Source organism: Bartonella sp. AP72JLCBS (genome assembly GCF_042195705.1).
GTDB lineage: Bacteria > Pseudomonadota > Alphaproteobacteria > Rhizobiales > Rhizobiaceae > Bartonella.
The window spans coordinates 1-18,693 of sequence record NZ_JBHIOU010000017.1 but is presented as its reverse complement, the minus strand read 5'-3'; the positions used below and the strand labels follow the sequence as shown (position 1 = coordinate 18,693).

Annotated in this window: 16 protein-coding genes and 4 pseudogenes; 14 read left to right on the top strand and 6 right to left on the bottom strand. The window is 33.4% G+C overall.

Annotated elements, in window-relative coordinates:
* Positions 1–582, bottom strand: a pseudogene (locus ACFILO_RS08255) (integrase arm-type DNA-binding domain-containing protein); the annotation flags it as partial.
* Between the two features lie 443 nt (positions 583–1,025).
* Here ACFILO_RS08255 and ACFILO_RS08250 point away from each other — a divergent pair.
* From ACFILO_RS08250 to ACFILO_RS08210, 9 genes and pseudogenes are all read left to right on the top strand, one after another.
* Positions 1,026–2,189 carry a D-alanyl-D-alanine carboxypeptidase family protein gene (locus ACFILO_RS08250; protein WP_375632224.1) on the top strand — a complete coding sequence of 388 codons (1,164 nt, stop codon included), beginning with the start codon at positions 1,026–1,028 and terminating at the stop codon, positions 2,187–2,189.
* Between the two features lie 28 nt (positions 2,190–2,217).
* Entirely contained in the window at positions 2,218–2,862 is a 645-nt protein-coding gene (gene tmk, locus ACFILO_RS08245) for a dTMP kinase (RefSeq protein WP_375632225.1), read from the top strand.
* The gene (locus ACFILO_RS08240) at positions 2,859–3,902 is read left to right on the top strand and encodes a DNA polymerase III subunit delta' (protein WP_375678108.1); all 1,044 of its coding nucleotides are present in this window, start codon (positions 2,859–2,861) and stop codon (positions 3,900–3,902) included. The genes tmk and ACFILO_RS08240 overlap by 4 nt, the downstream gene beginning before the upstream one ends.
* 76 nt (positions 3,903–3,978) lie before the next feature.
* Positions 3,979–5,538: a methionine--tRNA ligase gene (gene metG, locus ACFILO_RS08235; protein ID WP_375629838.1), complete on the top strand. Its 1,560-nt coding sequence runs from the start codon at positions 3,979–3,981 to the stop codon at positions 5,536–5,538.
* Positions 5,528–6,301, top strand: coding sequence for a TatD family hydrolase (locus ACFILO_RS08230; RefSeq protein ID WP_375652615.1), 774 nt, complete (start codon positions 5,528–5,530; stop codon positions 6,299–6,301). The genes metG and ACFILO_RS08230 overlap by 11 nt, the downstream gene beginning before the upstream one ends.
* 10 nt (positions 6,302–6,311) lie before the next feature.
* Positions 6,312–7,121 carry an MBL fold metallo-hydrolase gene (locus tag ACFILO_RS08225; RefSeq protein WP_375632228.1) on the top strand — a complete coding sequence of 270 codons (810 nt, stop codon included), beginning with the start codon at positions 6,312–6,314 and terminating at the stop codon, positions 7,119–7,121.
* A 109-nt stretch (positions 7,122–7,230) separates the two neighbouring features.
* The gene (locus ACFILO_RS08220) at positions 7,231–7,590 is read left to right on the top strand and encodes a hypothetical protein (protein WP_375606871.1); all 360 of its coding nucleotides are present in this window, start codon (positions 7,231–7,233) and stop codon (positions 7,588–7,590) included.
* Between the two features lie 56 nt (positions 7,591–7,646).
* Positions 7,647–7,775: pseudogene (locus tag ACFILO_RS08215) on the top strand (MBL fold metallo-hydrolase); the annotation flags it as partial.
* Positions 7,776–7,898: 123 nt separating this feature from the next.
* Positions 7,899–8,258, top strand: a complete 360-nt coding sequence (locus ACFILO_RS08210; RefSeq protein ID WP_375613428.1) for a hypothetical protein — start codon at positions 7,899–7,901, stop codon at positions 8,256–8,258.
* Positions 8,259–8,568: 310 nt separating this feature from the next.
* Here ACFILO_RS08210 and ACFILO_RS08205 read toward each other — a convergent pair whose 3' ends face one another.
* The 3 genes from ACFILO_RS08205 to pcsA are packed head-to-tail and all read right to left on the bottom strand — an operon-like array spanning position 8,569 to position 10,864.
* A complete protein-coding gene (locus ACFILO_RS08205; RefSeq protein WP_375613429.1) occupies positions 8,569–8,982 on the bottom strand; it encodes a DUF6163 family protein in 414 nt (137 codons plus the stop codon).
* Entirely contained in the window at positions 8,979–10,025 is a 1,047-nt protein-coding gene (locus ACFILO_RS08200) for an enoyl-CoA hydratase/isomerase family protein (protein ID WP_375613430.1), read from the bottom strand. The genes ACFILO_RS08205 and ACFILO_RS08200 overlap by 4 nt, the downstream gene beginning before the upstream one ends.
* 26 nt (positions 10,026–10,051) lie before the next feature.
* Positions 10,052–10,864, bottom strand: a complete 813-nt coding sequence (pcsA, locus tag ACFILO_RS08195) for a phosphatidylcholine synthase (protein WP_375652613.1) — start codon at positions 10,862–10,864, stop codon at positions 10,052–10,054.
* Positions 10,865–11,049: 185 nt separating this feature from the next.
* Here pcsA and ACFILO_RS08190 point away from each other — a divergent pair, with 185 nt between their 5' ends.
* The 4 genes from ACFILO_RS08190 (at position 11,050) to sodC (ending at position 14,413) form a co-directional block, all read left to right on the top strand.
* Positions 11,050–12,276: a UbiH/UbiF family hydroxylase gene (locus ACFILO_RS08190; RefSeq protein ID WP_375652610.1), complete on the top strand. Its 1,227-nt coding sequence runs from the start codon at positions 11,050–11,052 to the stop codon at positions 12,274–12,276.
* A gap of 509 nt (positions 12,277–12,785) precedes the next feature.
* Entirely contained in the window at positions 12,786–13,130 is a 345-nt protein-coding gene (locus tag ACFILO_RS08185) for a hypothetical protein (protein WP_375611907.1), read from the top strand.
* Positions 13,108–13,431 (top strand): hypothetical protein, encoded by a 324-nt coding sequence (locus tag ACFILO_RS08180; protein WP_375628109.1) that lies wholly within the window; start codon positions 13,108–13,110, stop codon positions 13,429–13,431. The genes ACFILO_RS08185 and ACFILO_RS08180 overlap by 23 nt, the downstream gene beginning before the upstream one ends.
* Positions 13,432–13,885: 454 nt before the next feature.
* On the top strand, positions 13,886–14,413 hold the full coding sequence (gene sodC / locus ACFILO_RS08175) for a superoxide dismutase [Cu-Zn] SodC (RefSeq protein ID WP_375632234.1): 528 nt from the start codon (positions 13,886–13,888) through the stop codon (positions 14,411–14,413).
* 644 nt (positions 14,414–15,057) lie between these two features.
* On the opposite strand, the gene ACFILO_RS08170 is transcribed toward sodC, so the two are convergent.
* Together ACFILO_RS08170 and ACFILO_RS08165 are read right to left on the bottom strand one after the other, a co-directional pair.
* Complete coding sequence (locus ACFILO_RS08170; RefSeq protein ID WP_375632235.1) at positions 15,058–15,996, bottom strand: COG2958 family protein; 939 nt, start codon at positions 15,994–15,996, stop codon at positions 15,058–15,060.
* Positions 15,997–16,373: 377 nt separating this feature from the next.
* Positions 16,374–18,332, bottom strand: a pseudogene (locus ACFILO_RS08165) (DEAD/DEAH box helicase); the annotation flags it as partial.
* Between the two features lie 171 nt (positions 18,333–18,503).
* Between ACFILO_RS08165 and ACFILO_RS08160 the strand changes: the two are divergent.
* Positions 18,504–18,693, top strand: a pseudogene (locus tag ACFILO_RS08160) (integrase); the annotation flags it as partial.

The following is an 18,693-nucleotide window of genomic DNA, read 5'->3' as shown; positions in this document are numbered from 1 at the left end:
GCTGGTCTATTAATAACCTTATGACGTTGTTTGCCTAAGAGAGAGCGTGCTTTTTCCGTTGCTTGTAAATCAACATCCAAACCTAATGCAGCCGCATGTTTGAGACAAAGATTAAGACGATTAAGAGCTCTATAAGCAACTCCAGCTTTTGTATGCCAAATAGGAGCAAGGGTATTGCGTATCTCTGTTTGGGTAATCTCAGAAACGGGCAGACAGCCTAATTTGGGAAGAATATGAAGGCGTAGAGGTAAAAACCAATGTCCATCTTTCCCATCCCTTTTTAATTCAGCTTTCCGACTTTCAAAAGCCTCTAAAGCAATATCTTTTAAATAATGAAGATTGCTTATTGCTTCACGCTTTTGTTTTTCACGTTCTTTAATAGGGTCACGCCCCTCACATAAAACAGAGCGCCACCCAGTTGCCAATTCACGGGCTTGTTTTAAAGAGACATCTCTCAAGGCACTCAATCCCATTTCACGGCGCCGCCCGTGAATGGTATAACTGTTAACGCCTTTAGACATCAGCATCTTTATACTTATGAAGATATAAATCGACACCATCATACACTTTGCAAATCCCCAATGTTTTATGCGATAATTCTTAACACTTGAGAGGTTTATAAGAAGTATTTTTACTCTCTTTTTTAATAACTTTATCCATATACGAACCCTACTTATGACGCGTAAGTAAGCGATTGTATTGAATTAAATATGAGAGGAAATATAACGAAAAAATCTTACAGTATTTTTAATCAGATCCACGTTAAAATATTATAATTTATCATAAAAAATCAATGTACTATCAATATAAAACAATAAATAAAAAAATCTTTTTGTCTCTCACACTTTAAAAGATTAAAATGAATCTACGTGGAAGATAAAAAGTGCAGCATATTACTTTTGTTAACGCTGAATAAAAATAAAATCTTTTCTTGAGTTGTCAATAATTCCTTAATTTGCGGAAATAAAAAAGTTTTTTCCTATATAAGATTCTTTATGTTGATCTTTGGGATGGGAGGAGCAGCTATGTATACAGCATTAAGGATCTTATTGATATTATGGGGAGTATTGGCATTTGATACGTGGGGGAGAGCACAAGATTTTCAAACTCCCGCATCACAACTGTTATTACTCGATGATGATACAGAGACAATACTTTATGAAAAACAAAGTGATATTCCTTTTTTTCCTGCTTCATTAGTAAAATTGATGACAGCAGAAGTTGTATTTCATCAATTAAAAAAAGGATTATTAAAAAGTACGCAGAAATTCAAGGTCAGTGAAAATGCTTGGCGCAAAGGTGGAGCACCTTCCGGTACAACCACTATGTTTGCAAAGATAAAGACAGAAATCAGTGTTTCTGATCTTTTACGTGGTTTAATTATTGTGAATGGAAATGATGCTGCTATTATTCTTGCTGAAGGAATATCAGGACATGAAGATCATTTTGTAAAACTGATGAATCAGCGCGCAAAAATAATCGGATTATCTCAGAGTCATTTTGTTAATGCTACAGGGCTACCCGAAGAGGGACAATTTGTAACTGTGCGTGATATGATTATATTAGCACGTCATATTGTTCAGGAATATCCGGATTATTATGCACTTTATTGTGAGCCTCATTTTACATGGAATAATATTTTTCAACGTAATAAAAATCCTCTTATTTCTAAGGAAATTGGTGTAGAAGGATTTGGTTTTGGCTACAGTGAAAAAGAAGGTTTTTCAATGGTTGCCACCATTTCTAAAAATCATCGACGGCTTTTTTTAGCAATCAATGGTTTGCAAGATGGTAAAAAATATACAAAAGAAATAGAACGCATTCTTCAATGGGGGATGACGGCATTTGATCTCAAAACAATTTTCACAAAAGAAGAAACGGTTGGTCGTGCTTCTGTTTACGGTGGTAAGAAAAATTTTGTTCCACTCATTGTTAAAACACCAATAAGTTTTATGCTTTCGAATGAAAAAAAAGTAAATGTTAAAGCAAAAATTAAATATCATGGTCCATTGAAAGCCCCCATCGTTTCTGGGCAATCAGTTGGTGTTATTCAAATTTTAGAAGATAAAAAGGTTCTTCTGGAAAAACTAGTTTTTGCCGGAATGAATATTCAGGAAGGAAGTTTCTTTGCAAAAGTAAAAAATGCATTCTATGAAATAACAATTGGATGGTTACGGAAATATTTGTAGTTACGCGCTAATAAGGTTAAGGTCATACGTGTCAGGTTATTTTATTACATTCGAAGGAGGGGAGGGGGTAGGAAAAACGGTGCAGATTTCTTTACTTGCTGAGTCTCTCTCTCACCAAGGTTATGATGTTGTTACAACACGAGAACCAGGAGGAACGCCAGGAGCAGAAGCAATCCGGCATATTTTGTTGTCGGGGCAGGCGCAACAGTATGGACCGTTGATTGAAGCTGTTTTGTTTACAGCTGCACGCGCTGACCATTTTCATGAAGTTATTGCACCTTCTTTGCAAAAAGGTAAAATCGTTTTATGTGACCGCTTTATTGATTCTACACGCGTTTATCAAGGACTCAATAATAGAGTCAGTTCTTCTCTTCTTTCTGTTTTAGAGTGTATTGCGCTCAATGGTATTTTGCCTCATTTAACATTTTTATTAGATATGCCAGCAATGTGTGGTATGAAGCGTGCAAATTTACGAAGAAAAAAAACAGAAGAAATTGATTATTTTGAAAAAGATCAGTTGGAAATTCAAGAACAAAGACGTCAGGCTTTTCTTCAATTGGCCAAACAAGAACCCCATAGATTTCGAGTCATTGATGCCACTGGCTCAGTGGAAGCTATTGCTCATCAAATAAAAAATATTTGTCATCAGGTATTGTTGGATCAGCTTTCATGAGTAATTTAAATACCTTACGCCAATATGATGATATTGATACAATTTTATCACCATCCCAGAACAATGTTATCTTTGGTCATGAGGATGTGCGTCATTTTTTGACACAAATGCTTAAAGAAGAGCGTTTGCATCATGCATTATTATTTGAAGGAGAATACGGGATTGGAAAGGCTACATTAGCCTTTCATCTTGCTTGGAACATTTTAAGTTTTCAACAGAGTTCTTTCTTGAAACCCGATCCTTATTCTACCCCATGGCGCCAAATTACACAAGGAAGTCACCCTGGTCTTTTGTATATTTCACGTCGATTTGATGTGAAAACACAAAAGTTTAAAACAGGAATACTCGTTGATGATATCCGTGATATTATGCATTTTTTAAGTCGAACATCGCAAGATAATGGATGGCGTATTGTTATTATTGATTCTGCAGATGATATGAATAGAAATGCAGCAAATGCAATTCTCAAAATACTTGAAGAACCACCTACAAAAACGTTATTTGTTATTATCGCACATTCTTCAGGAAAATTGCTTCCAACAATCCATTCACGGTGTCAAAAAATTTCTTTTCGTCCGTTGAATAACGATGAAATGAAAAAAGTTATTATACATATTTTCGCCGATCAGGATTTACCTGATGAAAAAACAATTGAAATGATTATTAAAAAATCTAAAGGAAGTCCTCGAAAAGCCGCTTTACTTATTTGCCATGGCGGTCTTGAAGTTATTAAAACAATTGATGCTCTCCTAGAGAAACCTGTTTGTAAAGCAACAATTGTACATACTCTTGCACAAACATTTTCATCTGCTTCTTCTACATTCCAATTTCAACAATTTTGTGATGAAATTCTTAATAAAATTCAAAAAAAAGCTATCATGCTCGTTGAAAAGGGAGACTTATTTCTCTCAAAAAAATATGCGGAAAAATGGCAGGAGATTCATCAAGAAATAGAGGAAATACAACTGTTTAATCTCGATAAAAAGCAGTTTGTTATTAACTTACTTTTTAAAGTTCATAAGATCATTCATGAGAATTAGTTTTTCCGTGACAATGCGATGAACAAGCGTTATGTCATTATATCTTCTATTTATAGCGTTTTACAACGAGTATGACATGCGTGACACATATTACATAACAACTCCCATTTTTTATCCTAATGGTGCTCCACATATTGGACATGCTTATAGTGCCATTGCAAGCGATGTTTTAGCCCGCTTTCAACGGTTAAATGGAAAAAATGTATTTTTTCTTTCTGGTACAGATGAGCATGGTCTCAAGATGCAACAAACCGCAGCTGCATTAGGCATGACACCTCAGCAACTTGCAGATCGTAATAGTGCGGTGTTTCAAAAAATGCTTGCAGTATTAAATTGTTCTAACGATGATTTTATCCGTACGACAGAAGAACGCCATTATCAAGCTTGTCAAGAAATTTGGAAAAAGATGGAAGCAAATGGCGATATTTATCTCGGTCGTTATACGGGGTGGTATTCGGTTCGCCAAGAAGCCTATTATGAAGAAAAAGATACGGAAATTGGAGCAGACAACATCCGTCGTGAGAAAGAATTAGGCTCTCCAGTTGAATGGAATGAAGAAGAAAGTTATTTTTTTAGACTTTCTCATTATGAAAAGGCTCTTCTTGAATATTATGAAAAACATCCTGATTTTATTGCTCCATTTGAGCGGCGTAATGAAATTATAAGTTTTATCAAATCAGGTTTAAAAGATATCTCTATTTCACGCGCAAGTTTTAACTGGGGAATTGCTGTTCCTGAGAATCCAAAGCACGTGATGTATGTCTGGGTTGATGCGCTTACAAATTATCTATCAGCAATAGGTTTTTTCAATGAAAATTCAAAAAAACGTGATTTTTGGCCTGCAAATACGCATATTATTGGTAAGGATATTATTCGTTTTCATGCAGTCTATTGGCCGGCATTTTTAATGTCTGCTGGAATTGAATTGCCTAAAAATATTTTTGCACATGGTTTTTTACTTAATCGTGGTGCAAAAATGTCAAAATCTATTGGAAATGTCGTTGATCCTTTTGAAATGGTTGATCATTATGGTCTTGATCAGGTCCGTTATTTCCTTCTCCGTGAAGTGCCATTCGGACAAGATGGTAGTTATAGTCATGAAAGCCTTGTGAACCGTATTAATGCTGATCTTGCTAACGATCTTGGTAATTTAGCACAGCGCTGTTTGTCTATGATTGCCAAAAATTGTAATGCACAAGTCCCGAAACCAGCTTCATTTTTAGCTCAAGATAAACAGCTTTTAGAACAATCTCTTCAAGTACTTGAAACTGTACACCAAGCTATGTCTTCTTATAGTATGCATTTAGCACTTTCAGCTATTTTTTCAATTGTAGCAGATGCCAATCGCTATTTTGCCAACGAACAACCTTGGAGTTTACGTAAAAACGATCGAGAACGATTTTCTACAGTTCTTTATATAACTGTAGAAATCTTGCGGAGAATAGGAATTATGCTTTTGCCTTTCATACCCCAATCAGCAGCGAAACTTCTTGATAGCCTTGCGGTTGCTGAAGATGATCGGTTATTGTATCATATAAGTCATTCAAAAATTCAAGAAGGGCTTGATCTTCCACCACCAGAACCAATTTTTCCTCGTTATATCTTGAAGAAAGAAGATACTCATCATGTTGATTGATACACATTGTCATCTTGATTTTGAAGACTTTTCACAAGATTTGGATAATGTTATCCAACGGGCTTTAGATGCTGACGTTAAACGTATGATAACAATTTCAACCCATGTTCATAAGTTAGATAAACTGTTAGCCATTGCGCAAAGCTATGATCAAGTCTTTTGTTCCGTTGGAACACACCCCAATCACGCGCATGAAGAACAAAATATTACAGCGGAAGAGCTTATACAGCTTTCGAATCACCCTAAAATTGTTGCTTTTGGGGAAGGGGGCCTTGATTATCATTATGATTACTCTACACCAGAAGAGCAAAAGAAAGTTTTTCAAGAACATATCATTGCTTCTCGAGAAACACAGATTCCTCTTGTTATACATTCACGCAATGCCGATATCGATATGGAGAAAATATTACGTGAACAGACAAAAGAAGGAGCTTTTCCCTTTATCCTCCATTGTTATTCGTCTGGAATGCAACTTGCTCGTGCTGGAATTGAACTTGGTGGTTATATTTCTTTTTCGGGTATTCTTACTTTTAAAAACGCACTTGAAATCCGTGAAATAGCAAAAATTGTGCCCCATGAGCATTTGTTAGTGGAAACAGATGCTCCATTTTTAGCACCTAGTCCCCATCGGGGCAAAACAAATGAACCATCTTTTGTATGTTATACAGCAGCTGTTTTGGCTGAAACAATTGGCTTAAGCATTGAAGAAACAGCTCAAATAACAACGCGTAATGCTTTTCGTTTATTTAGCAAAATGAAATAAGGCAAAAGATATGTGTGATCAATACCGATTTACAATATTAGGTTGTGGTCCTTCTCCAGGAGTGCCAAGACCTAATGGTGATTGGGGAACATGTGATCCGAATAACCCTAAAAATAAACGCTACAGAAGTTCTTTATTAGTTGAACGTATTAAACCTTCAGGAGGCAAAACAACGATCGTTATTGATACAGGTCCAGATTTTCGCTCACAAATGATCGATGCGCGTGTAAGCCATCTTGATGCTGCTCTTTACACGCATTCTCATGCAGACCATATCCACGGTATTGATGATTTACGCAGCTATGCACTTGCACAAAAATGTTTAATAGATATCTATGCCGACAGATTTACACTAGAGCATCTCAAAAGTGCTTTCGGATATTGTTTTCAAACTCCAAAAGATTCATCTTATTCTCCCATTTTAAAAGAGCATCTTATCAATGAAGATAGCCAATTTATTATTCAGGGGCAGGGCGGAGAAATAAGCGTCAATACACATTTACAACACCACGGAAACATTCATTCCTTAGGTTTTCGGATTGGGAATGTTGCCTATTGTACGGATGTTAGTGAATTTCCTGAAAAAACTTTATCCAAATTAATGGATTTGGATGTTCTCATCATTGAAGCTCTTCAATTTAAATCCCATCCGAGTCATTTTTCTGTTGATCAAGCATTACAGTGGATAGAATATTTAAAGCCGAAACAAGCAATACTCACACATATGGACAGATCGCTGGATTACAATAAGGTTATAAATTACGTTCCATCCTATGTAAAACCTGCATATCAAGGTCTTACTTTCGAAACAACTGCATAAGCTTATTCATACAATATTTTACGTTAAATAAAGTTTTTTGAAGATTATCCTTTATTTTGTTTTATTTTTGACATAAATGTTACTTTTTTATGTTTAAAATGAGGTTTTTATGTATAAGAATTTTAAGCGGGGTGTATGTATTGCCGTTTTAGCAGTTTCCTTGACAGCATGTGGGGGGCGTTTAGAAAAAAATATTGCAACGACAACATTACATGATGGATCAATGAGTTGCACCGATATTCAACGGGAGTTTTTTGCTAATAAACGACAGATTAATGATACAATTAGAGAGCGTTCTACAGCAAGAAATAAAAATGTAGCTTTAGCAGCGGCAGGTGTTGTATTTTTACCTGCTCTATTTTTTATGGATCCTAAATCCAGTGAAAGCAATGAAATTTCGGCTTTAAATAATCGTAATGCTGTTTTGAGTGATCTTGCACGTATGAAACGTTGTAAAATAGTACAGTAATTTTTCTTATTTATCATATGTAATTTCATTTTTTGGTCTTTAAGGAATATACCTTAAAGACCAAATCGAAATTAATGGATTTGGATGTTCTCATCATTGAAGCTCTACTCACACATAATTACAATGTGGTCGTAAATTACGTCCCATCCTATGTAAAACCTGCATATCAAGGTCTTACTTTTTAAACAGATGCGTGAACTTATTAACGAAATATATTTTTGTTGATAGTATATTTGTTAAAATTTTAATCTTACTTTTGCTCTATTTGAATCTCATTAAAAACATTTTGTGTTAAAAGTGAGGCTTTTATGTATAAGAATTTTAAGCGGGGTGTATGTATTGTGGTTTTAGCGGTTTCCTTGACAGCATGTGGGGGGCGTTTAGAAAAAAATATTGCAACGACAACATTACATGATGGATCAATGAGTTGTGCCGATATTCAACGGGAGTTTTTTGCTAATAAACGTCAGATTAATGATACAATTGCAGAGCGTTCTAAAGCAAGAAATAAAAACGTGGCTTTAGCAGCGGCAAGTGTTGTATTTGTACCTGCTTTGTTTTTTATGGATACTAAATCCAGTGAAAGTAATGAAATTTCAGCTTTAAATAACCGTAATGCTGTTTTGAGTGATCTTGCACGTATGAAACGTTGTAAAATAATGCAATAATTTTCCTTATTTTATTATACGTAATTTCGTTATCACTATTTTTGGTCTTTAAGGAATATACCTTAAAGACCAAAGTTTATTTTAAAAGTAAATTGTATGATATAAATATTATGATGATGTTTTAAAGTAGGGTTTTCTTTTTGGATAAAGGATTTATCTTCTGCATCATATTATCGCATAATATATATTATGGAACTTTATGGAAAAGTATAGCTAGCATCAGCGTTTTGAGGAACGAAGCTTTAAAATGAGCTACTTAAGTTAACTAAGATCGAAAATTGAGCCTGTTATTCTGGCTCGAAAATTTTAATCACAATGTTTTTTTATTTTTTACTCTTTTAAAAAAAATAATTACAATTTGTAGTACTATAAAAGCTAAAAACAATATTCCATGAAATAATGGTACAAATGGCTGATAAATAAAATCGGAATAATATATTGTTATTGCTTCAATCAACGCTGCAATACACCACACAATGATACCCCATAGTGAATACATCCAAAGTCCAACTAAGGCAATAGGATAGAGAATAGCCAATATAGCTGATGCAAATTGCCACTGCCAAGGCATAAGATCAAAACGCCATAGAATACCTGGAAAAACCCCAACAAGGCGTATCCAATAACAAATACCTAGAACTAAGCAAATAAATGCCAAAAACCGTAAGTAACAGTTATAGATTAAATTGATTTTTGAAATCTGTTTGTGAGAATTATTTTTCACAATAATAACTCTTGTTCAACAGGTTGGAAGTAAGAATCTACCATTTCATCTGTCACATTTGAAAGTTTATCTGGTTGCCATTGAGGTCTTTTATCCTTATCGATTAACATAGCACGTATACCTTCATAAAAATCATGTGAATGAATCATATGATACGCTATGCGGTTTTCAATTTTCATACAATCTTCCAACATTTGAGATGAATTTTGTTTCATTTGTTTCCAGATAACTTTTAAACTTGTCGGAGAACGTGACTGCAAAATATCATAACATTCTTTAGCAAATAAAACATCTTCATTGCTTTTTTTATGTAGCAACTCGAGACATTCTTCTAAGGTATGGGCACTAAAACAAGTGTTAATAATACAACGTATTTCATGACTTGTTTCATAGTCTTTTGTAATTGTTCGCTCGTTTAAAGCTAAAGTAGGATCTCCTTGCTCAATAACAGCTTTTCTAATCATATCGAATTCAGTTTCAGCAACGGCGTGTGTTGCTAATCCTAAATTTAAGCAATCTCCCCACTTTATACGTGCGCCCGTTAATGCAAGATAGATACCAAAATGATTGGGAAGAGATGGTAAGAAAAAACTTGCACCTACATCTGGGAAAAATCCAATCGCACCTTCTGGCATAGCAAAAACTGTATTTTCTGTAACAATTCGATGCGAGCCATAGAGAGAAATACCTACCCCTCCTCCCATCCAAATACCGTTTAAGAAAGAAATGTAGGGCTTTGAAAAATGTTTGATATAAGCATTTAAACTATATTCATTTCTAAAGTATTGACAAGCAGCAGCACTTTTCCCCATATGATAGATTTCTACAACATCTCCACCAGCACAAAAAGCACGCCCTTCCCCTTCAATTAAGACACAAGAAACATTATCATCTGTTTCCCATGTTCTGAGAGCTTTTTTTAAAGCTGAAACCATTCGTTGATTAAGAGCGTTTAATGCTGAAGGACGTGTGAGCTTTATAATACCAGCACGCCCTTCTTTCGTAAAAGAAATATCATCATCTGCTCCAAAATTAATTTGCATCTCACACCCTTCTTAAAACAATTATTTCATTGTTTTTTTATACTTTTTGCCCCAAGTTTAGGAAATATTTGCATGATTGCGCCAATACAATATATATAAATTCCTGTTACCGAAATTCCTATTTTAACCCAATAGGGAGCCTCTAGTTGATAAAAGAAGGCAGAAACACCAAAAAAACACCATAAGAGAAAAATGGGAAAATTAATTCTACGTAAACGAAGGACTCTTACTGGATGAATAAAATAAATTGGCAAAAAAGATATAATCGCCGATAAAACAATAATGATAAAAGTAATCCACTCTCCTGGTCTGACGACAAAAAGCGTAAAAATCATCATATTCCAAACAACAGGAAATCCTTTAAAAAAGTTTTCTTTGGTTTTCATACTAGTATCTGCATAATAAATAGCAGATGAAATAACAATAATTGCACTCAATGAAAATGATAACCCTACCCCCATGAAACCACTTTGATAGAGTGCAAAGGCAGGAATTAAGACATAAGTCACGTAATCAATAATATTATCTAACAGCTCTCCAGACCATGTTGGAAGAACGTACTTAACATCAAGTTTGCGTGCAATTGGTCCATCTATACCATCAACGAGAAGAGCAAACCCAAGCCAACAGAACATAGCTGTCCATTCTTTTTGAGAGGCTGATATAAGAGAAAGAAACGCTAAAAATGATCCCGAAGCTGTTAGTAAATGAACGGAAAAGGCCTTTGCTTGTGGCATTGTTACTTTTTTATGGCGTAATAATTTAGCATTTGTTTTGATTTTCTTTGTTAATTTACGTTTCAAGGTTTTCTTATCCTCGTTTTTAAAGTCTTCAACCATCTATCAATACGCCATTTTTTAACGATGATATAACTCAGCATTTAAAAAAATCATAAAAAGGTTACTTTTTTATATCGCATTATTTATTACATACTATAATAATAGAAGAGCTTCATATAATAAAAAGAGAGAGATCATTTGGAAATGTTAAAATATTTTCTCAATGAATAAAGGTTCAAATCGTTGTGATATTTGAAAAGGAAGAGCATAAAGATATTGCTGTTATTGGTGCAGGTCCTGTCGGAATGTTAGCCGCGCTGAGTCTTGCACAGAAGGGGCTTTCTGTTTTTCTTGTTGGGCCCCCTGCTCATACAGATGAGTTACGGACAACGGCTCTTATGATGCCTGCAATACGCATGCTTCAAAAACTCAATATTTGGGATAATCTTCAAAAACATGCAGCTGCTTTATCGTCCATGAGAATTATAGATATAACTTCTAGAATTGTGCATGCTCCTACGGTGCATTTTTCTTCTACTGAAATTGGCGAAAAAGCTTTTGGCTATAATATACCTAATGTAAAATTGAACAGTGCTTTAGTCGACGCTGTTACACATACGCCCAATATTACAAGATTTGTTTCTGCAGCCAAATCTGTTCATCACACAAAAAACCATGTATGCATTATTCTTGCTGATCATAGAATTATTCAAGCACCACTTGTTGTTGCAGCTGATGGACGTCACTCTCTTACACGTGCCGCAGCAGGGATAAGTGTCAAACAGTGGAATTATCCCCAAAAAGCACTTGTTCTCAACTTTTCTCATGAGTTTTCTCATCAAAATACATCAACTGAATTTCATACAGAACACGGTCCATTTACACAGGTTCCACTACCAGGACGAAGATCTAGTCTTGTATGGGTTGTTCATCCTTCCCGCGCTGAGGAATTATTAAATATAGAACCAAAAACAATTGCAAAAATGATCGAAAACCAAATGCAATCAATGCTTGGAAAGCTAAGCTTAGAAACATCAATTCAAGCATGGCCGCTTTTCGGACTTCTTTCTCATCATTTTGCTGCTAATCGAACAATTTTAGTGGGTGAAGCCGCTCATGTTTTTCCCCCTATTGGGGCACAGGGATTGAATTTAGGATTCCGTGATGTCCAAACTTTAATTGATATTTTACCCAATAAAATATCCAATTCTAACTCTGAAATGATTGTTGCACATTATAACAAATGCCGCAAACCAGATATATTAATCCGAAGTGGAGCTGTTCATACACTGAACTCTGCTCTACTTTCTCATATGTTGCCTGTTCATATCATACGAAGCATTGGGCTTGGTTTGTTGCATAGTTTCCCACCATTACGTAATTTATTTATGCGCGAAGGAATGTATCCTGGTTATGGATTCAAGGAAATTATGCAAATATTTCCAACAAAATCATCAAAACAGCTCTACTAAGCAATAATGAATAATAACGTAAGATAAAAAATAATAAATTGTATTTTGAATCATATCTATTACTGATGTAAAAAATGTTTTTGTTCTTTCTAAGAAGTAACAAATTATATTAAAATAATTAATTATATTTATTGATTTATTTATAATAATAAAATGTTTAATTAATATAACTGTAAATTATTTTTTATTAAAAATTATTATATTATTTAGTATGTTGATATGAAATAAGAGAAAACTGAATTATAGACTACAAATTAAATTATAAAGATATCTTGCTAAATCATAGCTGTTAAATTTAGAACTATAAATAAAATGAAAAATAATACCGTTTTGAAAAATTTATTTCATTAAATTAATTTTAATAAGAAAATAAATAAAAACAGTTTTATTTAATCAATATATTTTCAAAAATTTTTATTGTTAAGTATAATATTAAAAATAAAATCATCTTTGGAACCTGTTAGTAACACAGAGGTTAATGAAGTGTTGTTTCAACAAATGGTAACAAGATGACACTAAATAATTTTTTGAAATTAAGTACTTTTTTTATAATGATTGCATGTGTCTCGTTGATAGTCACGACTTCAATAAGTGAAGTTTTTCACCTTCCTTATTGTCAAACCTTTACCTATAGCTCTACTCAAAAGGTCACTAAAATAGGTCAGAACTCATTTACTGCTTCACAAGTTAAAAATTGTCTTATGCAAAATGGTTTTGAGAATATTAAACGATTGCGCTTAGATGACAATGGTATCTGGCGTGCTTTAGTAAAATTTAAAAAGTCCCATTTTTTCGTATCCGTTGACTATTCAGGAACAGTTAGCATTCAAAATGAAAGAAAAGAATATGATTGATTTAAAAACTTACAGCAACGTTTCTTTTCACAGCTGTAAGAAAAAAAAATTAAAAAAGTACTGCCATTCTATTAAAGAATTTTCTTTCATTGGCGGTTTAAATGGTAGCATATCAGGAGCTATCGCGGCAACTCTTGCAGCTTATGGTTATATTGCTCTTCCAGGATTTGGTCCAGTTATCGCAATGGGTATAGGAGTAGCACTTTCTTCCGGAATAATAATAGGAGCACTGATAGGATCAGGAATGGGAGGGAGTGTCGGTATATGCTGTATTTTATTGGGAAATTTATATGAATCATAATAATTTTTTCTCTTATAAATTTCATAATGAATAGAAATTTCTCGTCATTTTTTCTATGAAAAACAATTAAATCATCAACAAATTATATGTTCTTTTTTTGATGAAACGATCATCATATTATAAATGAAATAATAGCTAACTTACTAAAATTCCTTATTTAATTTCTTATTATACCTCAAAAAGTAGATTTTTTAAAAGCATCTCTTGAAGAAATGTAAGTGAGATATAATTATCCATCCATAAAAGCTGTATTTTTTATAGATCAAAAAATAAAAGTTATGTTCAGAAATATATATAAACACACTTTAATTTATTTGCTCTTTCTAATAACAGAATATTTCTATGTAAATTATTTTTCTTAAAGTTAAATTTAAGACATTTATATAATATATCATTAATATAGATTGTTATTTATAGACAACAATATATTAAAATATAAGTATAAAGGTATTTTATGAAAAAAATATTATTATCATTATTGTTTTTTATGGCATTTTTAATTCATAAAAATTCTGCATTAGCACTATCAAAACAAGTAAATATTTATAAATTAGAATATAACAATTCCAAAAAGGCTATTGGTAGCATTAAAATTGAAGAAACCACATACGGTTTGATTTTCATCCCTAATTTATCTACTTTATCAGAAGGAATGCATGGTTTTCATGTACATGTAAATCCTTCATGTGATACAAAAGATGGCATAATTGGTGGAAGCGCAGGTGGACATTATGATCCGGAACATACCGGAAAACATTTAGGACCTTATAATGTCAATGGTCATCTTGGTGATTTACCAGCACTTTATGTTGATAAGCAGGGATATGCCATAATGAGCGTTCTTGCTCCACGATTAAAAAAAATCTCTGAAATTAAAGGGCGCTCTTTAGTCATTCATTTAGGGGCTGATAATCAATCAGATAAACCATTACCGCTTGGCGGAGGTGGTGCACGTTTAGCGTGCGGTATTATTGAAAAATAAAGAGAGTATTGTGGCAGACTGCGACAGTACACACTTCCTTTACCATAAGGTGTGAGAGAAATTTATTTTTTAAATCTATTTCAAGAAATTGAGTAAACTATGTGAATATTTTATAAAATTAATGTTTTTTTGACTGTTTACTTCGGATAACAAAAAGCTTAGTAATCATCAAAACGAACAGCAATGGAAATTAAAGAAATAGTAGTGTAAATTCTCCGTAAGAAGACTTCAATATGAGGAAGTAATATTTTCTATGCTTGATGTAAACAAAGCAAAAAAGTCGAATTTCACCCTCTATAATAGCAAATTTATAATAAATTATAATCATTAAGTCTAGTATCTAATAGAATCACGCTCAATGCACAAAATAGAACAGGCTTAAAACAGAATTTTTACTCTTCCCCTACTCAACCCTACTCATGAGGTACGTGAGAAAAATTTTAATTGATACAATATCAATATGAGATGGTTTGAAAGGATTGAATACTAGGATATTCATTCCCCTCATTTAAGTTTAAAGACTGATTATCATTAGTAAATCAACATATTATACCAATATAATAAGACAAATAAAATAGTTAGAGTAATTTTTCATCATTCTGAAAAAAGACTTTTAAACAATAGAGTCTTTTTAAAAATACCCCTCATAGATACATATGATCCCAATCTAGAGGACGCATCTCACCAGTTTGATAAAATTGACGAATGAGCTTAATATAATCAAGAAAATCTTTGTTTTCCTCCACTAATCTATTAGCAGTATCCCAATCAATATCACTACGTTCTTTGGCAGGAATTAAGATCTCACTCTCGGAAGAGTTTTCCTTATTAAGTCTTATAAATCCAATTCCATGCAAACTTGAAAGCATCCGAAGCTCTTTTAATGTATCAACTCCTTCAATTTCACTAGCAACTAAATAACTCAAATTAGCCCATGAAGAATTACTAACTGTTTGAAAAAATGCTTTTCGTAAATTTGAACGATTGATGAGAATTTTTACTTCAAAAGACCAAAGCTTTGTCTTTTTATCAAAATATTGCAAAACACAGTCTTTGATTTCACGATTCCATTCCTTGCTTAAATCTTGCATCCCTACGAGATCTGGATAAAGCCATTTATTTCCGCCTGCACCATGTTTATTACGAGAACATTTCTCATTAATGCGTTTGCTATAAACTGCAAGCTCTGACCATAAAAATTTAGATAATAATGGATAAAGATCATGCTCTTTAACAGAGCCATCTTCTGTTCTACTCTTTGCATTGTCCTCTATTGCATCAATTTCAGCACTATCTGTTTGTTCAGTAAAATAATATTGTCGCGGTCGTCCTTCAGTGGTTTTAATTTCTGAATAACGCTTTTGTAACTGAGGGCGTTTTGCCCCTATTTCAGCAACAATTTGCTGAATAAGAGCTGCATCACTATTAAGGAGAGTGATTATTGCCGTTGAATTCTTTTGTTTTTGACGGCATTTTTCTGGGTAATTTTCAAATATCCATTGAGCAATTTCTCGAGCTGTAAACTTTTTTGTCGGGTTTTTCTTTAAAAAATTAAAAACAGTGTTTGTTAAATTTAAAGTCATATGAAAAACTCCCCCTTTTATCCTCTGGGTATTTCATTATATTCAGGCGTTTTAAATGAAAGAACAATAAACTGTTTAAGTTTTTTAAAAAAAGAACATTTATCAAATTACTCAATAAAATTAAAATATTTTTTTTAATTTATGACTATAACTCAAAGATCTTTTCACATAACGAAAATAAGATTGTACTTTTATAAAAAAGTGTAAATGTGCTACAAATCCCCATACAAAAGCATAATCTTGTATAACTTTTCTATACATTTTTCTTTTTATTTTAACGTCGTTAGAAAAAAGTTAAAAATAATTATTCAAACATTTGATTAAACCTCACACCCGTCAATTAAAAAACTTATGTGTTTTATTTTTGAAGCAAAAAGTTATAAGCTCTCAAGTATAGATTCTGAAATGGTAAACTCTGCACACAAACCTTCAAAACTACTATTTGCTTTAATAGCATCATGGGGAATAAGAACATAATACCATTTTTTATCGCCATAAGTCGCCGCATAGCGCGTTGCATGACAACACCATTGAACTGCAGCTTCTCTCTTTTTTAAAACAATAGGATTTTGCATTTCAGAGGCTTTTTTAGGCTCACAAAGATATTTGGCATCCTTCGTTTCTACAACAAAGTCTGGTTCATAGATTGATCCTTTATCATATTCTATCTTGAAAAAACCTCGAGCGGGTTTCATCCATTTCAAGACTTGTGCATCATCCTCTAATATTTGAGCAAATCGTAATTCCCCTTCTACTGAATCAAACTTTTGTAAAGGATAGCAGCATTTTCTAAAGCCGCTGAATACAAGTTTTTTAATATCGCTTTTAATGGCAGGAATATTACGAAAGTCAAGAGGAGACGTCCCTTGCGGCAACACATAATGGATAGGTTGTAAAGTTGTAAAACCTCGTGTAACTTTAACCGCATAATCTTTTTGCGTTTCCCATTGATGTTCTCTTAATTGCGCAACAATAAAACTAGTAAGCTTGTGCTGATAGTGAATTAATACGTTCTCAACAGCTGTATCATTGGGTAAATAAGATCGGAAATGTTCTACTATCTGACTAGCTAATTTTCGTAATAAGAGCGTATGGTTATCATAATCGACAAAGTCATTATCAATCAAACCACGAATGATGTAGTTTTCAAGATAAGGCTCTTTGACATATTCATTCTTAGATGTGAGAAAAATGCTTTTATGGGTACGCAATTCTCGAATTAAAAGTTCTTTACTAACAGGTTGAAAATTTAAGCTTTCTAGATTTTTTAAATCAAAGTCATAAAAACCATAAGTAACATCACGCGAAGGTATGAGTATAATATTTGGAATATCTATTATCAGTTCTGTTAATTGTTTTGTCAGAATTGTCACCACTTTTGATACAAGAGACTTTTGTGATGAAGGCTTAATATTCATAACTTTATTAGCAATTTTTTCTTGTATCTGTGCAGAACAAAGCATTTGAGAACTTGGCAATTTATCATTCTCTTTGATAAGATCCCACGCGATCGCTGCAATATCTTGCTCTTCAGGTGTTAATGTAGGGGAATCTGTATGACGTAATATGATACCTTGTAAATCAGAAGATGCTCCATTTATATCGGAATTACGTATTACCATCGTTTGCATCAATAAAGCTTCTACTTGACTTGGAACTGTCACTATATCGGTCTTTTCAAAGGGGATATTCCCTCCTGTTCCAATCTCAATATGCTTTTTTATAATTGAGTTTGGATCGTTTGCACGATCAATAATATCTTGAAAACGATCATGCGCAATAATTGTTAAACGATCAATAGCTTCCACGCCTGTTCTATACCCATAAGGCAAACGCAATCCACGCCCAATTGTTTGCTCTGTTAAAATTTCTGAAGCCGATGCACGCAACGGTACAATAGTATAGAGATTCGTAACATCCCACCCCTCCTTTAATTTATTAACGTGAATAACAATTTCTGTTGAGTCATGAGAATCTTCAATTGCAATCAGCTTTTGAATATTTTGATCTTCTTCTATATTCGACTGTTTTGTATGAATCTCTATAACTTTTCCCTTATAAGCTCCTGCAAAAAAATCATCTGATTCCAATAAATCACGCAATTTCTGTGCATGATTTGTATCTTGAGCGACAACTAAAATAAAAGGCTTAACGAACTTTTTGTTATAATCTTTTGCATAGACAATTAAATCTGCTTTCACGTTTTCATGGGCATGAATTGCATCTTGTAATTTGATATGTTCTAATTGTTCAGATGTATAATTTTGAGGTTGAAAATCTTTACGTGTAGCAACAGCAGGCTCTTTTACAAAACCATCTCTCATAGCTTCGGCAACACATTGATTTATAATGATAATTCACTGTTTTGCATATTGAATGAAAGGACTGAATATAGTAAGATTTTCTTATTCTAAGCCCTCTCAGATTGAATCAATTCATATCACTTGCTTGCACGTCAAAAGCGGGGCTGGTGTGTGGGTAAAATTTATACAAGAAAGGACTAAAAAATGGCTCTTATGAACCGTCTTAACGCAAGATCTGTCGCAACATTGGGGGCTGGCAAATATAATGATGGTGCTGGCTTGCTTCTCCATAAGCGTAAAGATGGAGGTGCTCAATAGCTTTATCGTTATACCATTCATGGGCGCCGTCGTGAAATGGGATTGGGTGCCTTAAGACATGTTTCTTTAAAAAAAG